Source organism: Mesorhizobium sp. CO1-1-11, from assembly GCF_020164995.1.
GTDB classification, from domain to species: domain Bacteria; phylum Pseudomonadota; class Alphaproteobacteria; order Rhizobiales; family Rhizobiaceae; genus Mesorhizobium; species Mesorhizobium australicum.
On the sequence record NZ_JAIUHE010000008.1, the window covers coordinates 127,079 to 145,695 of the forward strand.

Consider the following 18,617-nt stretch of genomic DNA (forward strand, 5'->3'; position numbering starts at 1 on the left):
ATCGTCGTTTCTGGAAAGCTTTTTCGTCGACTAGAATGGCTTCATCAATCTTCAGCCTGGATCGAAGCCGATGGACCATCGCGACATCATCGCGTCACTGACACCAGAAGAGCGCAATCGCCTGACGGCCAAATCGGATGTCGCGGGCCTGTTCCAGTTCGGCGCTCATTCGGGTGCGATTGTCATCGTTGGATCGCTGATCGCGGCCAAGGTGCCGTTCTGGCCATTGCTGATGCTGCCGCAAGGCATCCTGATCGTGTTCCTGTTCACGCTGCTGCACGAGACGGTTCACCGCACGGCTTTCGAAACACAGTGGCTGAACGACGGCGTAGCGCGGCTGTGCAGCCTGGCGATTGCGCTGCCTGCCGACTGGTTCCGCTACTTCCATTTCGCTCATCACCGATACACGCAGGATCCGGAAAACGATCCCGAACTCGCCTTCCCGAAACCCGAGACCCTGCGGCAATACATTGTCCACGTCTCTGGGCTTCCGGTGTGGTGGGGCCATCTCAAGACACTCTACGCCAATGCGATTGGCGGTAGTCAGGAGAGCTATGTACCGCTGAAAGGCCGACGCAAGGTGCGGGCCGAGGCGCGCGCCATGATTGCCTTCTACGCTGTCCTCATTCTGCTCGCCGTCTATTTCCGGCTCACCGTGCTTTTCTATGTCTGGATCATTCCCGCTCTGCTCGGACAGCCATTCCTGCGCCTCTATCTGCTGGCCGAGCACGGCCGCTGTCCCTTCGTCGCCAACATGCTGGAAAACACCAGGACGACGCTGACAAATTGGGCCGTGCGCAAGCTCGCCTGGAACATGCCGTTCCATGCCGAGCATCATGCCTATCCCGGCGTTCCGTTTCACCAATTACCGCGGTTTCATGCGCTGATCGAGCGGCATCTGAAGGTGGTCGAGCCCGGCTATGTCAGCTTCCATGAGAAATACCTGGAAACGCTGCGCTGACTTGTGCTGACGCCATCAGCCGGTCTGGCTGCGTGTCGCACGCGACTTCAGCAGGCGCTGGATGTCGGCCGGCTTCGACGGCACGCCGATCAGATAGCCTTGCGCCTCGACACAGCCATTGTCGCGCAGCATGTCGAGTTGCGCCTCCGTCTCGACGCCTTCGGCCGTGACGACGATGCCAAGCTCGGCACCCAGCCCGATGATGGTCCGAACGATGGCCGCCGTGTCGCGGTTGCCCATGTCGCGAATGAATGATCGGTCGATCTTGATCTTGTCGACCGGAAAACGCCTGAGGTAGCCGAGCGAGGAATAGCCGGTGCCGAAATCGTCCAGGGCGATGCGGATGCCGAGCTCACGCAACTGGCGCAGCGTTTTCAGCACGGCCTTGCTTTCGTCCATCAGCACGGTTTCGGTGATCTCCAGCTCCAGCCGTCCAGCCGGAACGCCGGAAAAAGCCAGCGCCGAGATCACCCCGCGGGCAAACCCGTTGCTTTTGAGCTGCACGGCCGAGACATTGACCGCAATACGCAAGCCGGGTGGCCAGCTTGCGGCCTCTGCGCAGGCTTTCCTCAGCGCCCACTCGCCGAGCGGCACGATCAGCCCGGTCTCTTCGGCGACCGGAATGAAGTCGTCCGGCGCGACAATGCCACGCCCTGGTGAATGCCAGCGCATCAAGGCTTCCGCGCCGGTGATCTCGCCGGACGTGATGTTCATGATGGGCTGGAAATGGAGATCGAACTCCTGGCGCGGCAGTGCTGCCTCGAGGTCCACTTCAAGCGCCCTGCGGGCCTGCACGACAGCATCCATTCCGGGCTCGAAGAAGCGATACAGGTTTCGTCCTTCGCTCTTCGCCCGGTAGAGCGCCGTATCCGCGTTTTTCAGCAGCGTGTCGGCGTCCCTGCCGTCGTCGGGAAAAACGGCAATGCCCATGCTTATGCCGACATGCATGTCCCGGCTCTTGTCTCTAAATGGTTTTGCGATTGCTTCGACCATGCGCTTTGCCAGTTTTTCGGCATCGCCAATGCCCTTGAAATGGAACTGCATGACGACGAACTCGTCGCCGCCGAAGCGGGCGACGATGTCTGTTTCGTTGCGGACGCAATGCCGCAACCTCTCGGCTACGCTTCTCAGCAGCCAGTCGCCTGCGGGGTGTCCCCAGGTGTCGTTGACCGCCTTGAAGCGGTCGAGATCGAGCGAGAAGATCGCCAACGGCTTGGCTGCCGCGTCCTCCAGCGCAAGATCGAGCCGTTCGCGAAACTTCGAGCGGTTGGGCAGTCCGGTCAGCGTGTCGTGATGCGCAAGATGGGTCATGCGCTCTTCGGTCCGGCGGCGCTCGGTCACGTCGTCGAAAGTCACCACCCAACCGCCGCCGCTCATCGGCCGGCGTGTGACCAGAACCGTCCTGCCGTCGGTCAGATGCCGGTAGGCCGAATGCGTCTTTGCCGCCGCCAGACAGGCTTCGGTTTTGGCGACTTCGCTGTCGACGTCGATCTTCATGTAGATGCCGAGTTCCAGCAATCGTTCGAGTGCGTTGCGGTGCGTCGTTCCAAGCGGGAAGTCCTCCGCAGTGACGTTATAGAGCTCCAGAAAACGCCTGTTGCGCACAATCATCTTGCCGTCGGCGTCGTACATCAGCAGGCCTTGCGACATGTTGGCGAGTGCCGCGTCGAAACGGCGATGCTGCTCCTTGAGATCCTGCTCGGCGCGCCGCTTTTCGGTGATGTCCTCGTAGATCGAAACCCATCCACCCAGGGCAAGCGGACGGTGCGAGATGTTGATGATGCGGCCGTCAGACAGCGTCTCCTCGTAAGTTGAGGGGTTTGCCTGGTCGATATAGGGCTTGCGGATGGCGTAGAGTTCTTCGGCGCTTTGCGAGGCAACCCCGATATCGACGCTGTGCCGCAGAATGTCGACGAAGCGGATACCTGGCCGTACCACTTTGGCGTCGAGGCGGAAAATGTTGATATAATTGCCGTTGCAGATGATCATGCGCTCGTCGGCGTCGAACATGCACAGGCCATGCGACATGTTTTCGACAGCAGCTGAAAAGCGTTCGTTCTGCTCGCGCAGCTCATCTTGCATGCGGCGCGGGTGTTCCATGCCTCCGGCCGCCCGTTCCGGGACGACCGAACCACCCTTGACATCCACGACGGGCATGAGGCGCCCCTGCGATGCTTGATCGAACACCACACTGTTGACGCTTCCGGTTAATTTAGCGTTTTCTATCCTAGCGCGGACGTCGGAACGTGATGCCGCGACTTCTCGATCGCCGAAAACCGCTTCAGGAACGCATTCTGCGCTGAGGTCACCGAGCGTGGCGCGAAGTCGAAGCGCTCGGCGGAAAAACCGCGCGGCCGGCCGAAGAACTCGGTCGCCTCGGCGGTCGAAAACCCGGCAAGCAGCGTCGCCTCGAAATAGGCGGCGATCTGGTCGGCGCGCTTGATCTCCTTGCGCAGGATCGCACCCGGTTCCGGCGGCAGCGAGAAGCGCAGATGGATGGCGCGCTGCAGGCGCACTTCGCAGTCCTTGTAGCTGCCGCCCATCACCGACTTGAATGGCGAGATCATGTCGCCGATGACATATTCGGGCGCATCGTGCAGCAGCGCCGCCAATTGGTCGTCGGCCGAAGCCTTGGGCACCAGCTCGTTGAACAGTGCCTCGACCAGCAGTGAATGCTGGGCAACCGAAAAGGCGTGCTCGCCGCTGGTCTGGCCGTTCCAGCGGGCGACGCGGGCAAGCCCATGGGCGATGTCCGAGATCTCGATGTCGAGCGGCGAAGGGTCGAGAAGGTCGAGCCGGCGGCCGGACAGCATACGCTGCCATGCCCGTGGCGGCGCACCGGCGCGGTCTGCCGCCATCAGGCTTCCTCCGCGCCGGCGATTTCCTGCGGAAAGCTGAATTTGGCCCAACTGGGGATGATGAGCGTCACCGGTACGTCACCCGCCAGGATCGGCTGGCCGGCATCGAGCGCCGCCTTCACCCTGTCGATGCGGGCGATGGCGAGCCCTGTCACGGTAGCACTCGAGCCGAGCGTGCCGACCGGCCGCCCACCGACGGTTAGCTCGGCACCCGCAGAGGGCAGGGGAAGCCCAGCCTGGACAATCAGCACGCGCCGCCGGGCGGTGCCTCGATGCTGCATGCGCGAGACGACCTCCTGGCCGACATAGCAGCCCTTCTTGAAGCCGACGCCGCCCATTTCGTCGAGCAGCACGTCATGCGGGAACGCATCGCCAAGTGCATAGTCGGCCCCGCTCTCGGCGACGCCGTGGGCAATGCGAAAGGCCTGCCACGCGCCAATGTCGCCACCGTCCGCGGTGCCGGCATGGAAGCGCGTGACGCCTTCGTCGCCAAAGCGCCTGTCGGCAAGCGCGGTTGAATCACTTTCTGAGGCGATTGACTCTTTTCCCCAGGCGACAGTGACAAGTGCCTGTCCCGACTTCGCAATCTCGACCTTGGCGCGAAGCTTGTAGAGCATCAGCCGGCGAATGAAATCGTCTGAAATATCGGCACGGCATTCGATGCGGAAGGCGTTTTCGCCTGCCCGTGAGATCAGGAAGTCGAACAGGATCTTGCCTTGCGGCGTCAAAAGCGCGCCCGGCTTTGCCTCGCCATTGCCAAGCGTATCGAGATCGGTGGTCAGGATGTTCTGCAGAAAATGCTCGGCATCCGGGCCGGAGACGGTGATGAGCGCGCGGTCTTTCAGCAGGGCAAAGGGCATGGGGCGGATTAAAAGCCTGATCTTGCAAAACGGTTGGCCATTACGTAAGCCGCTGACACTCCCCCCGCAAGAGAGCATCACCATGACCTACGACCTCATCCTGACAGGCGGCATAGTGGTCAATCATGACGGCGAGGGGCCACGCGACATCGGCGTGAAGGGCGGGCGCATCGCCGCGATCGGCGATCTGCGCCAGGCATCGGCTGGCGAGACGATCGACTGCCGGGGCCTGCATATCCTGCCCGGTGTCGTCGACAGCCAGGTGCATTTCCGTGAGCCGGGACTGGAACACAAGGAAGACCTGGAAACGGGTTCGCGGGCCGCGGTGCTGGGCGGTGTCACCGCCGTGTTCGAAATGCCCAACACCAATCCGCTGACCACCAGCGAGGCAACGTTTGCCGACAAGGTCCGGCGCGGCAGCGGCCGCATGCATTGCGATTTTGCTTTCTGGGTTGGCGGTACTCGCGACAATGCCAGGGACGTCGGCGAGCTCGAACGTTTGCCGGGGGCTGCGGGAATAAAGGTCTTCATGGGATCGTCCACCGGTGACCTGCTGGTCGAGGACGATGAAGGCGTCGCCTCGATCCTGAGGAATACCCGCCGTCGCGCCGCTTTTCATTCGGAAGACGAGTTCCGGCTGCGCGAGCGCCTGGACGAGCGCGTCGAGGGCGATCCGTCATCGCATCCGGTCTGGCGTGATGAGATCGCCGCCTTGCGCTGCACCGAGCGGCTGGTGCGCATCGCGCGCGCCGTTCGTGCCCGCATCCATGTCCTGCACATCTCGACCGCCGAGGAGATCCTGTTCCTCGAACAGCACAAGGATGTTGCGACCTGTGAAGCCACGCCGCACCATCTGACGCTGAGCGCCGACGACTATGCGCGGCTTGGCACGCTGATCCAGATGAACCCGCCGGTGCGGGACAAACGCCATCGCGACGGCGTCTGGCTTGGCATAGCGCAAGGCATCGTCGACGTGCTCGGCTCCGACCACGCGCCGCACACGCTGGCCGAGAAGGCAAAACCCTATCCGGCCTCGCCGTCGGGCATGACCGGCGTGCAGACGCTGGTGCCGATCATGCTCGACCATGTCAACGCCGGCCGGCTGAGCCTGCAGCGCTTCGTCGATCTCTCCAGCCATGGCCCGCAGCGCATCTTCGGCATGGCCAGAAAAGGCCGCATCGCCGCCGGCTATGACGCCGACTTCACCATTGTCGACATGAAGCGGCGCGAGACCATCACCAACGCGCAGGCCGGCACGAAAGCCGGCTGGACCCCCTATGACGGCAAGCAGGTCACGGGATGGCCGGTCGGCACGGTCATTCGCGGTCAGCGCATTATGTGGGACGGCGAAATCGTGACGCCAGGCCAGGGCACGGCGGTGGAGTTTTCCGAGGCGCTGCCGGGTTAGCCACCTGTGGCTGTGCGTCACGTCTTTGATTTTTAAGCGTTCCGCATTATGTTCAAGGCATCATTCGGACACATGTCGCGCCTATGATTGACCCCGCCGAGTTTCCAGAGCTGCAAGCGCTCCTGTGGAATCGCGATGTCGCGCGACTGATCCCGGCCAACGAAGCATTTGCGTTGTACGAGCGCAATTGGCGCTTTGTCGATCAGACACGGCTTACGACGCGCGAGAAATTGCTTATCCAGAACTCGCCAGGGAATTCGGTCACGGTATCCTTCTGACTGCCGGCTGAATTGTCCTCCCGTGGTGTTTTTCGCCTCGTATCTGCAACATCAAACCGGACACGTCGCGTGCGCTAGCGGTGCTATTTCGGTTCTTCGAAACGAAAGCATTCGCATTTGGCCGGATGCCGACGTCAGTGCAAAACCTGCCGGCCCGCTCAAATAGCAACATCGTCCACGATGCTGTTCGCATCCTGGCGCAACCAGGGGGCCTTCAGTCGCCGGCGACGAAGAAGGTCCATTGCCCGGCTGGCGTAATGCCGACGCGATAGAAGATGTAGGCTCCGAACTGCTTCATGTCGTCGAAATCGCCGGCGGTGACGATCTTGAACAGCTCGACCCGTTGCTTGGCGTCGAGCTTGTCCAGCGGCAGCGCGAAGAAATACGGCCAGACATAGAGGTCCTGTGGCGTGCCTGCATCGACATGGACGTAGCCTGCGGAAAGCACTTCCTCCAGAATGGCCAGGATCTCCTGGCCATCAGGGTCGCCGGACAGCCCCTTGAGGAAGGTGATGGCGTCGCCGTCGATGTCGGCCAGCGACAGCTGGGTCATGCTGTCGCCCTTGCCGATCAAAGGCCTGAGCTTCTCGATGTCGCCGCTCTTGCAGGCCTCGATGATCAAGTCATGCATGCGCCGCACGGGCTCGGGCAGCTTGCCGAGATCATAGACGACTTCCGGCAGAGGTGCCTCGGGATCGACACGCGGCCTGTTGCTGCCGCCATCCGATGGGCTGTCCGGCTCAGCGGCGTCGGGAGCGGCCGGCTGGCTTGTCGAAGGCGGCGTTCCCACCGGGTCAGGCATGGGAATCGCGCTTCCGGGCGGCGAAACATCGTCCTCCGACGGTGTGGCTGGCGCGGGGAGCTCTTCGCGTTTGATCTCGCTTAGCCCTTGAGCCGGACTGCTGGCCAGGCAAGTCGTGAAGGCAACCGCGGCACAGCAAGCAGCGAGGCGGATGTAGAGGCCCAAGCCCTTCGGCTTGCCTGACATCGGAAAATTCACTGCCCGTATCTCCCTACTTCCGGGCATGACACCCGAACGGCATTCGATCGTCAGAGAACCTGATATCGGTTCAGTGCCGCAGCCGCTCAGGTTCGAAGGCGCCTGCGATCACCTTCTCGCGCATGCGGTCGAGCAGGGCAAGGGCCGAGGTTTCGCCGTTGGCGCGCAACATTTCACCGAATGCCGTCTCAAGGGCCGCCTCGGCGATGATTTCTGGCTCAATGCCGGCCGAGAGGCCTTCCGCCCAGGCTTCGCTGTGGCTCTCAACCGCCGTCAGGCGCTTCTCTTCCCTGACCAGCGCGTCGATGTCGTTGGCAGCATGTTCCATAAGCGATGTCCACCCTTCCAAGCGGCAACCCATCAGTGTGGATCAGGCTTGATCTGTTCCATTCATAGGCAGCTTCAAGTAAGTATCTGTAAATACGACATTTTTTTGATCGTCATTTACAGGGGCCAACTGTGTTTGGCGAAGCTGCGTTCCAACCCGGATCAAACTTAGCCGATTAGGCTGGCCTGCGGGGCGAAAACCTTCAGTTTGAGTTAATTGCGCCTTCGCGTGATAACGTTTGATTAACGCTGTTGCAGAAGTGCAACATCAGAATTGCACCAAGATGTGGGCGGCGGCAAGCCGATATATCGAGATCCCTGGCGGCGGGCCTGATATCTGTTGATGAATGCTCAGTTGCCATACCGCGAGGCGATATCGCGCGAAAGCGTCTCGCCTTCTTTCATGTAACGGCTGATGGCTTCAGTGGCCGAAGCGGTGCACTGGGTGTAAGTGCCGAAGGAACGGTAGCCGCGATTGAAGCTGGCGATGAAGCGGGCGCGGCGCTCTGGGTCCGGGTTTTCCGAATCGAGCAGTTTTTCCATCTCGCCACGCCACTGGTCGCCCTTCTCCCCGCACAGATTGCGCAGGAAATGCAGCGACCCAAGAACTTCTGCCAATCGCATCAGCCCCGGCTCGAACGGCGACTCGGCACTGAAGGCAGGCCGCGCCGGGACGACCGCGCTGACGGCAAGGCAAATGGCAAGGAGCACTGACGGACGGTTCATAAACCTTCTCTGCCTGACGGCTTAGGCCTTGTGGTCTGCCTGATGGCCTGAGACGTCGTGGCTGGCGAGACAACATAAGCCTTGTGACGAAACAATTTGTCGCCTGCAAGGCGGTTTTTCAGTGCTGCGTCAGCGGGCTTGAACGGGACCGAGGAGTTCCTCGGCGACCGCGAACACCGAGCCGGCGAGCGGCAGCAGGGTCATCTCCTTGAGTGTATAGAAGGCGGCTGTCTCGGCGTCGTCGCTGGCCTCGGCCTCGCCACCGGCATAGGTGGCGCCGAAGACCGTGAGGAGATAATCGATCGGATGGCTGTCTAACCTGCCGTCGATGTGGATTTCCCGAAGCGGGCGAAAGCCGGCGGCGCGCAAGCCGGTCTCTTCCATCAGTTCACGCCGTGCCGCGTCCTCCAGCGTCTCGCCGGCTTCGACCTTACCGCCGGGAAAGGCGTAGAGCCCTTGCGAGGGCGAACGCGCCCGCTTGACCAAGAGTACGGTGTCGCCGCGCACGACGGCTACGGAAACGGCCGGAAGTACCTTGCGTGCTGTGTCCATCGATCCTTGATCAACTCATTTGAGACAGGTCTTTTGTGGACCGGCAGCATGGGCAAGCTTTAGCGGTTGCGCAACGCCGGTTCGATCGCCACTTTCAACACCGAACTATTCGAAAGACACAATCGATCATGTGCGGACGTTTTGCCTTGACCGCCACGCCGGACCAGACCGCTGCCTTGCTGGGCCTTGCGGAGCTGGAGGATTTCCCGGCCCGCTACAACATCGCACCGACACAGCCGGTCCTGATGGTGACCGCTGGCGTGCCGCGAGCCCCAGGCTCCAATCTGCCGGACCGGCAGCCGATGCTGGTGCGCTGGGGCCTGATCCCAGCTTGGGTGAAGGACACCAGGGAGTTTCCGCTGCTGTTCAACGCGCGCTCCGAAGGTGCGATCGAGAAGGCCTCGTTCAAGGCCGCCATGCGCCATCGCCGCGCGCTGGTGCCGGCATCCGGTTTCTACGAATGGCGGCAGACCGGAGGCAAGAAGGGGCAACCCTATTGGATCCGGCCCAGGCATGGCGGGTTGATCGCCTTTGCAGGTCTGATCGAAACCTATGCCGAGCCCGGTGGCTCGGAGATGGACACCGGCGCTATCCTGACCGTCAACGCCAACGCCGATATCGCCCATATCCATGACCGCATGCCGGTGGTGGTCGATATTTCTGACTTTGCCCGTTGGCTGGATTGCCGCACGCTCGAACCGCGCGATGTCGTCGATTTGCTGCGGCCGGCGCAGCCCGATTTCTTCGAGGCGATCCCTGTCTCCGACCTCGTCAACAAGGTTGCCAACACTGGACCGGAGATTCAAGAGAGGGGCGAAATCGGGCCGGAACCCGAGAAGGTCAGGCGCCAGAAAGCTGGCGCGGACGACAGTCAGATGACGCTGTTCTAGCGAAGCCGGTCGAAGTCTATGTTCAGGACGCCTGTTCTCGCCCTCATCGCCGGCGATTGCGCCAGCCGCGTCATCTCAGGCAGCGCGAGGCGACACGATCTTCTGCGCCGGCTTCTTCTTCTTGGCGGTGTGAAGAAGGGCGGCAACGATGGCGGCCGGGCCGATTGCGCGATAGTGGTTGGCCAGCGCCGGTTGCTTGGCGCGGTTGGCTTCCTGCTTGCTTCGAGGCATGTTTCTCTTCCCTGGTAACATTTCCGTGTCTGCGTTTGCTGGTTGATTCCGACCAAATCGTGACGCGTGGTGATCTAGCCGGCGAATGTTTCATGACTGTGCCGACATGTTTAATAAAATGTTTCACTGACTGATTCCGCGTGACCGGGCGATGCGTTTGCCAGCCCTCGCTACCTTTTTCCCAGAATCCGCGACTTGACGGCAACACTGGTCAGGGCGATAAAGCCGCCGATGAAAACGTCTTTCGCCATTTGTGGCATTTGCATTATTGGCTAGCCTCGCGCTGGTCCGGACGTTTTCGCCTCATCTTCCCCAGAGTGGACAAACGCCCCGGCCAGCAGGCTGGAACCTGATTTGCGCCTTGGCGCTGGGCTGGCTCCATCCAGACAAGAAGTTCTGAACGGGAAGCATGGAATGTCTGACGCATCAAAGGGCCTGCGCCTCTACAACACGCTGACGCGCACGAAAGAGGGCTTCGTGCCGATCGATCCGCTTGACGTGCGCATGTATGTCTGCGGCCCGACCGTTTACGATTTCGCCCATATCGGCAACGCCAGGCCGGTGATCGTGTTCGACGTGCTGTTCCGCTTATTGCGCCACCTCTACGGCGAGACGCACGTCACCTATGTGCGCAACATCACCGACGTCGACGACAAGATCAACGCGCGGGCGCTGCGCGATTTCGGCGGCGAGATCGCTTCGGGAACCCTTTCGCTCAACGAAGCGATCCGACGGGTGACCGAAAAAACGGCCGACCAGTTCCACAGGGATGTCGCCACGCTTGGCTGCCTGGAGCCGACGGTCGAACCGCGCGCCACCGAATTCGTCGAACCCCGCGCCGACGGCAAGGCTGATATGATCACTTTGATTAAAAGCCTGATCGACCGCGGCCATGCCTATGTCGCGGCAGGCGAAGTTCTGTTCGATACAGCCTCGATGCCCGACTATGGTCAATTGTCGAAGCGCAATCTCGACGAGCAGCAGGCCGGTGCCCGCATCGCCGTCGACGCCCACAAGAAGAACCCCGGCGATTTCGTGCTGTGGAAACTGTCATCGCCGGAAGAGCCCGGCTGGCAAAGTCCATGGGGCAGGGGCCGGCCCGGCTGGCATATCGAATGCTCGGCCATGTCGGCCGCCTATCTCGGCGAGGTCTTCGACATCCATGGCGGCGGCCTCGATCTGATCTTCCCGCATCATGAGAACGAGATCGCCCAGTCGCGCTGCGCCCACGGCACCGATGTCATGGCCAATGTGTGGATGCACAATGGTTTCCTGCAGGTCGAGGGCCAGAAAATGTCGAAGAGCCTCGGCAATTTCTATTCGATCCAAGAATTGCTCGAGACCGAGACCTTCGGCGGCCGCAAATGGCCTGGCGAGGTGCTGCGGCTGGCGATGCTGATGACGCACTACCGCGAGCCGATCGACTTTTCCGTGCGCAAGCTTGAGGAGGCGGAGAACACGCTCCGCAAATGGAAACGCGCGTCGGACCTGGCGCCGGCTGCGGGAAGCCAGGTGCCGGCGGAAGTCGTGGAGGCGCTGTCGGATGATCTTGCGACCTACGCGGCCTTCCAGCAACTGACCCAGCTTGCCGGTGAGGCAACCGACTTCAGCGGCGCTGGCGAGAATGGCGCCGCGGCTTCCTTGAAAACCTCGCTCGCGTTCCTCGGTTTCGACGTCGGCGCGGCCAAGGTCGACGAGGCCGCGATTGCGGAAACCATCGCCAGGCGCCTGCAGTTCATCGCTGCCAAGAACTGGGCCGAGGCCGACCGCATCCGCGATGAACTTCTGGCCAAGGGCGTGCAGTTGAAGGATGGCAAGGACCCGGTCACCGGCGAGCGCGTGACGACGTGGGAGGTGAAGCGGTGAGGATGGCGCCAGGCGCCTTTGCGGTTTTGGCGGGGGCGCCGGTGACAGCCGATCTCCCCCCTTGCGGGGGAGATGTCCGGCAGGACAGAGGGGGGTGTGACGGAACACCGGCGTTTCCGTTTGTTCACCCTCGCCGCAAACATTTATTGAGAAGGCAGTGGTCGCAAGCTGATAGATCGGCGGGACAGCACCCCCCTCTGCCCTGCCGGGCATCTCCCCCGCAAGGGGGGAGATCAGCTCTCGTCGCCGATTTCGCTAACTGCCGGCGAAGGGGTGTTTGATGGGGCACGATCTCGTTCCGTCCCGTCAGCGCAAAAACGCAAAATCCATGCGGCGCGTGATGACCGATGCCGAGCTGAAGCTTTGGAATGAGTTGCGTGCTCACCGGCTGATGGGAATGAGCTTTCGGCGGCAGGTGCTGATTGGGCCTTATATCGTTGACTTTGCTTGCTCGGCCCATCGTTTGATAGTTGAAGTTGACGGCAGCCAGCATGCCGGCGCGGAACATTCAAGACGTGATCAGGCAAGAAGCGCTTATCTGAGCGCCAGCGGCTGGACTATCCTGCGCTTCTGGGATGACGACGTGATCCGCGATATCGACAATGTCTGCCAGCACATCGTTATCGCGGCCGGTCTGGCCGGCGCCGAAGTGCCGGAGCCAGCAACGGAGGAGCTCGTTTCATGATCGACCATCTCGGCATCACCGTTTCCGATTTCGATGCCTCCAAGGCCTTCTACGACAAGGCGATGGCGCCGCTGGGTGGCTCGCTGCTTTATATGGTGCCGCAGGAATACACTGGTGGCGCCAAGGTCGGCGGCTATGGCCGCGACCGGCCGGTGTTCTGGTTGAGCGCGGCCAGGGAAAAGCCCCGAGATCATCAGCACGTCGCCTTCACCGCGCGCAGCCGCGCCGAGGTCGACGCCTTTCACGCCGCCGCCCTTGCAGCCGGCGGCAAGGACAATGGCGGACCGGGCCTGCGTCCGCACTATCACCCCAACTATTACGGCGCCTTCGTCCTCGATCCCGACGGCAACAATGTCGAGGCGGTCTGCCATGATCCGGAGTGAAAACCAATGAGCCTCGACAACCGGCCTGTCTACACAGGCGGCTGCCAGTGCGGTGCGGTGCGCTTCCGCGTCGAAGGCGCGCTCGGCGACGCCTCGGTCTGCCACTGCCGCATGTGCCAGAAGGCCAGCGGCAATTTCTATCTGCCGCTGGTCTCGGTGCGCGGCGCCAAGGTCGACTGGACGCGCGGCGAACCCAAGCGGTTCAGTTCCTCCAATGTCGTATGGCGCGGTTTCTGCGCCGAATGCGGCACGCCGCTGACCTTCGAGGCGCCCGACGGCATGGCTCTGGCGATCGCCGCCTTCGACGATCCGGCTGGTATCGCGCCGACCATCCAGTGGGGCACGGAAGCAAAACTGCCCTATGTGGATTCCATTCCGCGATTGCCGGGCGAGGACACGATGGCGGATATCGGCTCGGCTCCTTATCTCGCCGAGCTCGTCTCCTATCAGCATCCCGACCACGACACCGACCAATGGCCGCCGGAGGAAAGACCATGACCGAAACTGTCCGAACCGGCGGCTGCCAATGCGGCGCCGTGCGCTTCCGCATCAAGGGGGCGCTGGGACGTGCGTCCATCTGCCATTGCCGCATGTGCCAGAAACAGTTCGGCTCCTTCTTCGGCGCGCTGGTGACGGTACCCAAGGATGGCGTCGAATGGACCCATGAAGAACCAAGTTATTTCCAGTCTTCGGTCAACATCGATCGCGGCTTCTGCGCCCGTTGCGGCACGCCGCTGACTTACCGGCAGCCCGGCGGGCTCGAGATCGCCATCGGCGCCTTCGACGACCGCTCGGATCTGGCGCCGCGGATCCAGGTCAACTATGCGGCACGGCTGCCTTGGGTCGAGACGATCTTCGACCAGCCTGTCCACCAGGATCCCGATTATTACGCGCGGCAGGAGCAGATCATCTCCTTCCAACACCCCGATTACGAAACGGCCAACTGGCCGCAACAGGGCCTGAAAATATGAGCTTGCGCACCCTCTACCCGGAAATCGAACCGTTCGACTCGGGGATGCTCGATGTCGGCGACGGCCATATGGTCTATTGGGAGCGGTCGGGCACTGAGGGCGCCAAGCCGGCCGTGTTCCTGCATGGTGGGCCGGGCGGCACCATTTCGCCAAAACACCGGCGGCTGTTCGACCCCAAGCTCTACGACGTCATCCTGTTCGATCAGCGCGGCTGCGGAAAGTCGACGCCGAACGCCTCGCTGGAGGCCAACACGACATGGCATCTCGTTGCCGACATCGAGCGACTGCGCGAAATGGCCGGCTTCGACAATTGGCTGGTGTTCGGCGGTTCCTGGGGCTCGACGCTGGCGCTCGCCTATGCCGAGACACACCCTGATCGCGTCAGCGAACTGGTGGTGCGCGGCATCTACACGCTGACCCGCGCCGAGCTCGAATGGTACTATCAATTCGGCGTTTCGGAGATGTTCCCCGACAAATGGGAGCGTTTCCTGGCGCCGATCCCGCAGGCCGAGCGCGGCGACATGATGGCCGCCTACCGCAAGCGGCTGGTCGGGTCCGACCGGAAGGCGCAGATCGAGGCCGCCCGCGCCTGGAGCCTGTGGGAGGGCGAGACGATCACGCTGCTTCCTGAACCCGAAACCAGCGGTCCGTTTGGCGAGGACGACTATGCCGTCGCCTTCGCCCGCATCGAAAACCACTATTTCGTCCATGCCGGCTGGCTCGAGGAGGGGCAGTTGCTCCGTGATGCCGGGAAGCTCAAGGACATCCCCGGAACCATCGTCCACGGCCGCTACGACATGCCGTGCCCGGCGCGCTACGCCTGGGCGCTGCACAAGGCCTGGCCGAAGGCGGACTTTCATCTGATCGAAGGCGCCGGTCATGCCTATTCGGAGCCCGGCATCCTCGACCGGCTGATCCGCGCGACGGACAAGTTTGCGGGCAAATGACGATGAGCCGCGCGCGCCTCTATCTCTTCGACACCACGCTCCGCGACGGCCAGCAGACGCCGGGCATCGACTTTTCGGTCGAGGACAAGATCGCGATTGCCAAACTGCTCGACGAGTTCGGCTTCGACTATGTCGAAGGTGGTTATCCCGGCGCCAATCCGACCGACACTGCATTCTTCCAGCAGAAGCGCACGGCACGCGCAAAATTCGTTGCGTTCGGAATGACCAAGCGGGCCGGGGTCTCAGCCTCTAACGATCCAGGGCTGGCGGCGCTTGTCCAATCGAAATCGGACGCCATCTGCTTCGTCGCCAAGAGCTGGGACTACCATGTTCGCGTGGCGCTCGGTTGCACCAACGAGGAGAACCTCGACTCCATAAAAGTGTCCGTCGAGGCATCGGTTGCTTCGGACAAGGAAGCAATGGTCGATTGCGAGCATTTCTTCGACGGCTTCAAGGCCAATCCGGACTATGCGCTCGCTTGTGCGAAAACGGCCTACGACGCCGGTGCGCGCTGGGTGGTGCTATGCGACACGAATGGCGGCACGCAGCCCTCGGAAGTGCGGGCAATCGTCGAGAAGGTCATTGCCGCCGGCATTCCGGGCGAGCAGCTCGGCATCCATGCCCATGACGACACCGGCCAGGCGGTGGCCAATTCCCTTGCCGCCGTCGAGGCCGGCGTGCGCCAGATCCAAGGCACGCTGAATGGCATCGGCGAACGTTGCGGCAACGCCAATCTGATCTCGATCGTGCCGACACTGGCGCTGAAGCCGGCTTTCGCCGACCGCTTCGAGACGGGAATCTCAGCCGAAGCGCTGACCGGCATTTCGCGCCTGTCGCGCGCTTTCGACGAATTGTTGAACCGCGCTCCGGAAGCGCAGGCGCCCTATGTCGGCTCCTCCGCCTTTGCCACCAAGGCGGGTATCCACGCTTCGGCGCTGGCCAAGGAGCCGGCGACCTATGAGCATGTGGAGCCGCAGGCCGTGGGCAACCGCCGCCGCGTCATGGTCTCCGACCAGGGCGGCAAGGCCAATTTCCTCGCCGAGTTGAAGCGGCGCGGCATCGATGTGCCGAAGGACGACCATCGGCTCGACGCCCTGATATCGGTGGTCAAGGAGCGTGAGGCCTCGGGCTACGCCTATGAGGGCGCCGACGCCTCCTTCGAACTCCTGGCGCGCAAGATGCTGCATGGCCTGCCCGAATTCTTCCACGTCACCTCGTTCCGCTGCATGATTGAACGCCGCTTCGATGCCAATGGCCAGTTGAAGACGGTGTCGGAAGCAGTGGTCAAGGTGCTGGTCGAGGGCGAGGAGAAGATGTCGGTGGCCGAGGGCCATGGCCCCGTCAACGCGCTCGACATTGCGCTGCGCAAGGATCTCGGCAGATACCAGAACGAGATCGCGGATCTCGAGCTTGCCGACTTCAAGGTGCGGATCCTCAATGGCGGCACCGAGGCCATCACCCGCGTGCTCATCGAATCGCATGACGGTACCGGCGCGCGCTGGTGGACGGTCGGGGTCTCGGAAAACATCATCGACGCGTCGTTTCAGGCGCTAATGGATTCGATCGTCTACAAGCTGATGAAGAATCGCGAGATGGCGGGGCTGGTGGCGGCGGAGTAAGTTTGAACCATCAGCGAAAGTCCATTGATCCATCAGAACTTTGCGATGGTCTTGCCAAGATTACTGGGCCATAGCGTTGAGCCATGGCCGCTGAAGCAATTACCCCCGATGCAGAATCGAAAGCCCGCCGCGGCTTCTTGCTGGCGCTGGGTGCCTATCTCTTGTGGGGGTTGCTGCCCTTCTACATGAAGGCGGTGGCGCATCTGCCGCTTGCCGAGGTGATTGCACACCGCATCGTCTGGTCGGTGCCGATTGCCGCGGCGGTCCTGGTCTGGGCCGGCCGCACGGCCGACTTCAAGGTGGCGATCCGCTCGCCTCGCACCATCGCTATGGCGGGGCTGACGGCGGCGCTGATCTCGGTCAACTGGGGCATCTATGTCTGGGCGATCGCGGTCGACCGCACCGTCGAGACGGCATTGGGCTATTACATCAACCCACTGGTGAACGTCGTGGTCGGCGCACTGCTGCTCGGCGAGCGGCTCGACCGGTTGCAGATCGCGGCGGTGGTGCTTGCGGCGGTCGCCGTCGCCGTGCTGACAATCGACGGCGGCAAACTGCCCTGGGTGTCGCTGGCATTGGCGTTTTCCTTCGCCGCCTACGGCTTCTTCCGCAAGACGCTGCCGATCGGTCCCAGCCAGGGCTTCCTGCTCGAAGTGCTTTTGCTGTCGGTGCCGGCGCTGGGCTACATCGTCTTCCTTATCACCACCGGACAGGACCATTTCGTCTCCAGCAATGGCACCGACACCGCGCTGCTCATCGGCTGCGGGCCGGTGACGGCCGTGCCGCTGCTGCTGTTCGCCTTTGGCGCCAAGCTGCTGCGCCTCTCGACCATTGGCATCATGCAGTACATAGCGCCGACCATGGTGTTTCTGATTGCCGTGCTGATCTTCGACGAGCCGTTCGGCACCACGCAGGCCATCGCCTTTGCCCTGATCTGGGCGGCTCTTGCGGTCTATTCCTGGTCCATGCTGGCGACGGCGCGCCGGGCTACATCTGCCCGAGCCGCCTGACAAAAAGATAGGTCACGCCCGCGATCAGCAGCGACGCGCCCGTGATCACCCAAAAACCCAACGGGGTGTTGACCAGCGGCAAACCGCCGACATTCATGCCGAACAGGCCTGAGATGATGGTCATCGGCAACAGCACCGCCGTCATCACCGAGAGCACGTAAAGCAGCCGGTTCGACTGCGTCGTCAGCTTGGCCATCAGCTCGTCCTGCAGCAGCCGCGTGCGCGCCTGCAACTGCTCGCCGTCATAGTGCAGTGTCTGTGCGCGGTGCGAAAGCCGCGCCGCCATGTCGTTGATCGAATCCGGCAGGTCGTTGCGGTGCGAATGGTCGAGATGGCGAAACAGGTTGGTCAGCGTCGCCATCTGCCGATGGATGACCACCAGATGCCGGCGTGCATCGACCAGCGCCTGCCGCTCATTGTGCCATGCGTCACACACGATACGGTCCTCGATGCCATCGAGATTGTCGCTGAGTGCCGCGAGTTCCGTCGCCATTCCGTCGAACGACTGGCCGACGACAGCCTCGATCAGCTCGGCCGGCGAGCGAAACTTGCGCGATCCGTTCTCGATCGCCTTGCGGATGTTGTCGACCGATTGCAGCGGCTGTTTGCGGGCGCCGACCAGCATCGTGTCGTTGAGGGCGAAGCGGAAATGACCAAGCCCGCCGGCTTCCGCCGAATAATCATGGCGCAGGTCCGGCAGATCTCCATAGAGCCAGTCATCCTCGAGGTCGATGTGGCAGCCATGACTGGCGGTCAGGAAGGCTTCGCGCACCGGCGCCGGCAATGCCTGATCGGCGCCGATCTCGTGGCGGGCGCGCATGTCGGAAAGCTGGTAGCTGCGCCATGTCCAATGCGCGGCGGCGGCATCCCTGGTGCGCGCGCCCTCAGCGGTAAAGTGGTAGATGAAGAACAGCCCGTGCTCATCGGGCAGGTAAGGCGACAGGTCAGTGCCTTCGGAGGGGATGGCGATGTTCATGGCGGCTTCGCCGGTCTCTGATGCGGTCGGGGTCGCGGGGGCGGCCAAGCGCGATTTCTAGCACGGCAT

Annotated in this window: 20 protein-coding genes and 1 pseudogene; 12 read left to right on the forward strand and 9 right to left on the reverse strand. The window is 62.3% G+C overall.

Annotation, left to right across the window (positions count from 1 at the left end; translation table 11 throughout):
* Positions 1-70: 70 nt before the first annotated feature.
* Positions 71-961 carry a fatty acid desaturase family protein gene (locus LB554_RS11305; protein ID WP_224584586.1) on the forward strand — a complete coding sequence of 297 codons (891 nt, stop codon included), beginning with the start codon at positions 71-73 and terminating at the stop codon, positions 959-961.
* A gap of 15 nt (positions 962-976) precedes the next feature.
* Here LB554_RS11305 and LB554_RS11310 read toward each other — a convergent pair whose 3' ends face one another.
* From LB554_RS11310 to LB554_RS11320, 3 genes are all read right to left on the reverse strand, one after another.
* Positions 977-3,118, reverse strand: a complete 2,142-nt coding sequence (locus LB554_RS11310; protein WP_224584587.1) for a putative bifunctional diguanylate cyclase/phosphodiesterase — start codon at positions 3,116-3,118, stop codon at positions 977-979.
* 65 nt (positions 3,119-3,183) lie between these two features.
* Positions 3,184-3,819 (reverse strand): HD family hydrolase, encoded by a 636-nt coding sequence (locus LB554_RS11315; protein ID WP_015318561.1) that lies wholly within the window; start codon positions 3,817-3,819, stop codon positions 3,184-3,186.
* Complete coding sequence (locus tag LB554_RS11320; RefSeq protein ID WP_015318560.1) at positions 3,819-4,679, reverse strand: YgfZ/GcvT domain-containing protein; 861 nt, start codon at positions 4,677-4,679, stop codon at positions 3,819-3,821. Before LB554_RS11320 ends, LB554_RS11315 begins: the two co-directional genes overlap by 1 nt.
* An 82-nt stretch (positions 4,680-4,761) precedes the next feature.
* On the opposite strand from LB554_RS11320, the gene LB554_RS11325 reads away from it, so the two are divergent.
* Together LB554_RS11325 and LB554_RS11330 are read left to right on the forward strand one after the other, a co-directional pair.
* On the forward strand, positions 4,762-6,087 hold the full coding sequence (locus tag LB554_RS11325; protein WP_140663069.1) for a dihydroorotase: 1,326 nt from the start codon (positions 4,762-4,764) through the stop codon (positions 6,085-6,087).
* 83 nt (positions 6,088-6,170) lie between these two features.
* Positions 6,171-6,376: pseudogene (locus LB554_RS11330) on the forward strand (hypothetical protein).
* 203 nt (positions 6,377-6,579) lie between these two features.
* Here LB554_RS11330 and LB554_RS11335 read toward each other — a convergent pair.
* The 4 genes from LB554_RS11335 to LB554_RS11350 all read right to left on the reverse strand — a co-directional run bounded on the left by LB554_RS11335 (position 6,580) and on the right by LB554_RS11350 (position 8,970).
* Positions 6,580-7,365, reverse strand: a complete 786-nt coding sequence (locus tag LB554_RS11335; RefSeq protein ID WP_224584590.1) for an alanine and proline-rich secreted protein Apa — start codon at positions 7,363-7,365, stop codon at positions 6,580-6,582.
* Positions 7,366-7,435: 70 nt separating this feature from the next.
* Positions 7,436-7,693, reverse strand: coding sequence for a hypothetical protein (locus LB554_RS11340; RefSeq protein ID WP_015318556.1), 258 nt, complete (start codon positions 7,691-7,693; stop codon positions 7,436-7,438).
* 350 nt (positions 7,694-8,043) lie between these two features.
* Positions 8,044-8,418, reverse strand: coding sequence for a TIGR02301 family protein (locus tag LB554_RS11345; RefSeq protein ID WP_015318555.1), 375 nt, complete (start codon positions 8,416-8,418; stop codon positions 8,044-8,046).
* A 129-nt stretch (positions 8,419-8,547) separates the two neighbouring features.
* Positions 8,548-8,970 carry an NUDIX hydrolase gene (locus LB554_RS11350; protein WP_140726430.1) on the reverse strand — a complete coding sequence of 141 codons (423 nt, stop codon included), beginning with the start codon at positions 8,968-8,970 and terminating at the stop codon, positions 8,548-8,550.
* Positions 8,971-9,098: 128 nt separating this feature from the next.
* Here LB554_RS11350 and LB554_RS11355 point away from each other — a divergent pair, with 128 nt between their 5' ends.
* Positions 9,099-9,860, forward strand: coding sequence for an SOS response-associated peptidase (locus LB554_RS11355; protein WP_140726427.1), 762 nt, complete (start codon positions 9,099-9,101; stop codon positions 9,858-9,860).
* A 75-nt stretch (positions 9,861-9,935) separates the two neighbouring features.
* Here LB554_RS11355 and LB554_RS11360 read toward each other — a convergent pair whose 3' ends face one another.
* On the reverse strand, positions 9,936-10,091 hold the full coding sequence (locus LB554_RS11360) for a hypothetical protein (protein WP_015318552.1): 156 nt from the start codon (positions 10,089-10,091) through the stop codon (positions 9,936-9,938).
* 414 nt (positions 10,092-10,505) lie between these two features.
* Between LB554_RS11360 and cysS the strand changes: the two genes are divergently transcribed.
* The 8 genes from cysS to rarD all read left to right on the forward strand — a co-directional run bounded on the left by cysS (position 10,506) and on the right by rarD (position 17,572).
* Positions 10,506-11,957, forward strand: coding sequence for a cysteine--tRNA ligase (gene cysS / locus LB554_RS11365; protein WP_140791801.1), 1,452 nt, complete (start codon positions 10,506-10,508; stop codon positions 11,955-11,957).
* Between the two features lie 280 nt (positions 11,958-12,237).
* Complete coding sequence (locus LB554_RS11370) at positions 12,238-12,642, forward strand: endonuclease domain-containing protein (protein WP_224584592.1); 405 nt, start codon at positions 12,238-12,240, stop codon at positions 12,640-12,642.
* Positions 12,639-13,025, forward strand: a complete 387-nt coding sequence (locus LB554_RS11375) for a VOC family protein (protein WP_015318548.1) — start codon at positions 12,639-12,641, stop codon at positions 13,023-13,025. Before LB554_RS11370 ends, LB554_RS11375 begins: the two co-directional genes overlap by 4 nt.
* 6 nt (positions 13,026-13,031) lie before the next feature.
* On the forward strand, positions 13,032-13,523 hold the full coding sequence (locus tag LB554_RS11380) for a GFA family protein (RefSeq protein WP_224525687.1): 492 nt from the start codon (positions 13,032-13,034) through the stop codon (positions 13,521-13,523).
* Entirely contained in the window at positions 13,520-13,996 is a 477-nt protein-coding gene (locus tag LB554_RS11385) for a GFA family protein (protein WP_015318546.1), read from the forward strand. The genes LB554_RS11380 and LB554_RS11385 overlap by 4 nt, the downstream gene beginning before the upstream one ends.
* A complete protein-coding gene (pip, locus tag LB554_RS11390) occupies positions 13,993-14,943 on the forward strand; it encodes a prolyl aminopeptidase (protein WP_140791807.1) in 951 nt (316 codons plus the stop codon). Before LB554_RS11385 ends, pip begins: the two co-directional genes overlap by 4 nt.
* Positions 14,940-16,562 carry a citramalate synthase gene (cimA, locus tag LB554_RS11395; RefSeq protein WP_181166390.1) on the forward strand — a complete coding sequence of 541 codons (1,623 nt, stop codon included), beginning with the start codon at positions 14,940-14,942 and terminating at the stop codon, positions 16,560-16,562. The genes pip and cimA overlap by 4 nt, the downstream gene beginning before the upstream one ends.
* Positions 16,563-16,645: 83 nt before the next feature.
* Complete coding sequence (gene rarD / locus LB554_RS11400) at positions 16,646-17,572, forward strand: EamA family transporter RarD (RefSeq protein ID WP_140791810.1); 927 nt, start codon at positions 16,646-16,648, stop codon at positions 17,570-17,572.
* Here rarD and LB554_RS11405 read toward each other — a convergent pair.
* The gene (locus LB554_RS11405; RefSeq protein WP_140823860.1) at positions 17,550-18,548 is read right to left on the reverse strand and encodes a transporter; all 999 of its coding nucleotides are present in this window, start codon (positions 18,546-18,548) and stop codon (positions 17,550-17,552) included. The genes rarD and LB554_RS11405 overlap by 23 nt on opposite strands.
* Positions 18,549-18,617 lie beyond the last annotated feature (69 nt).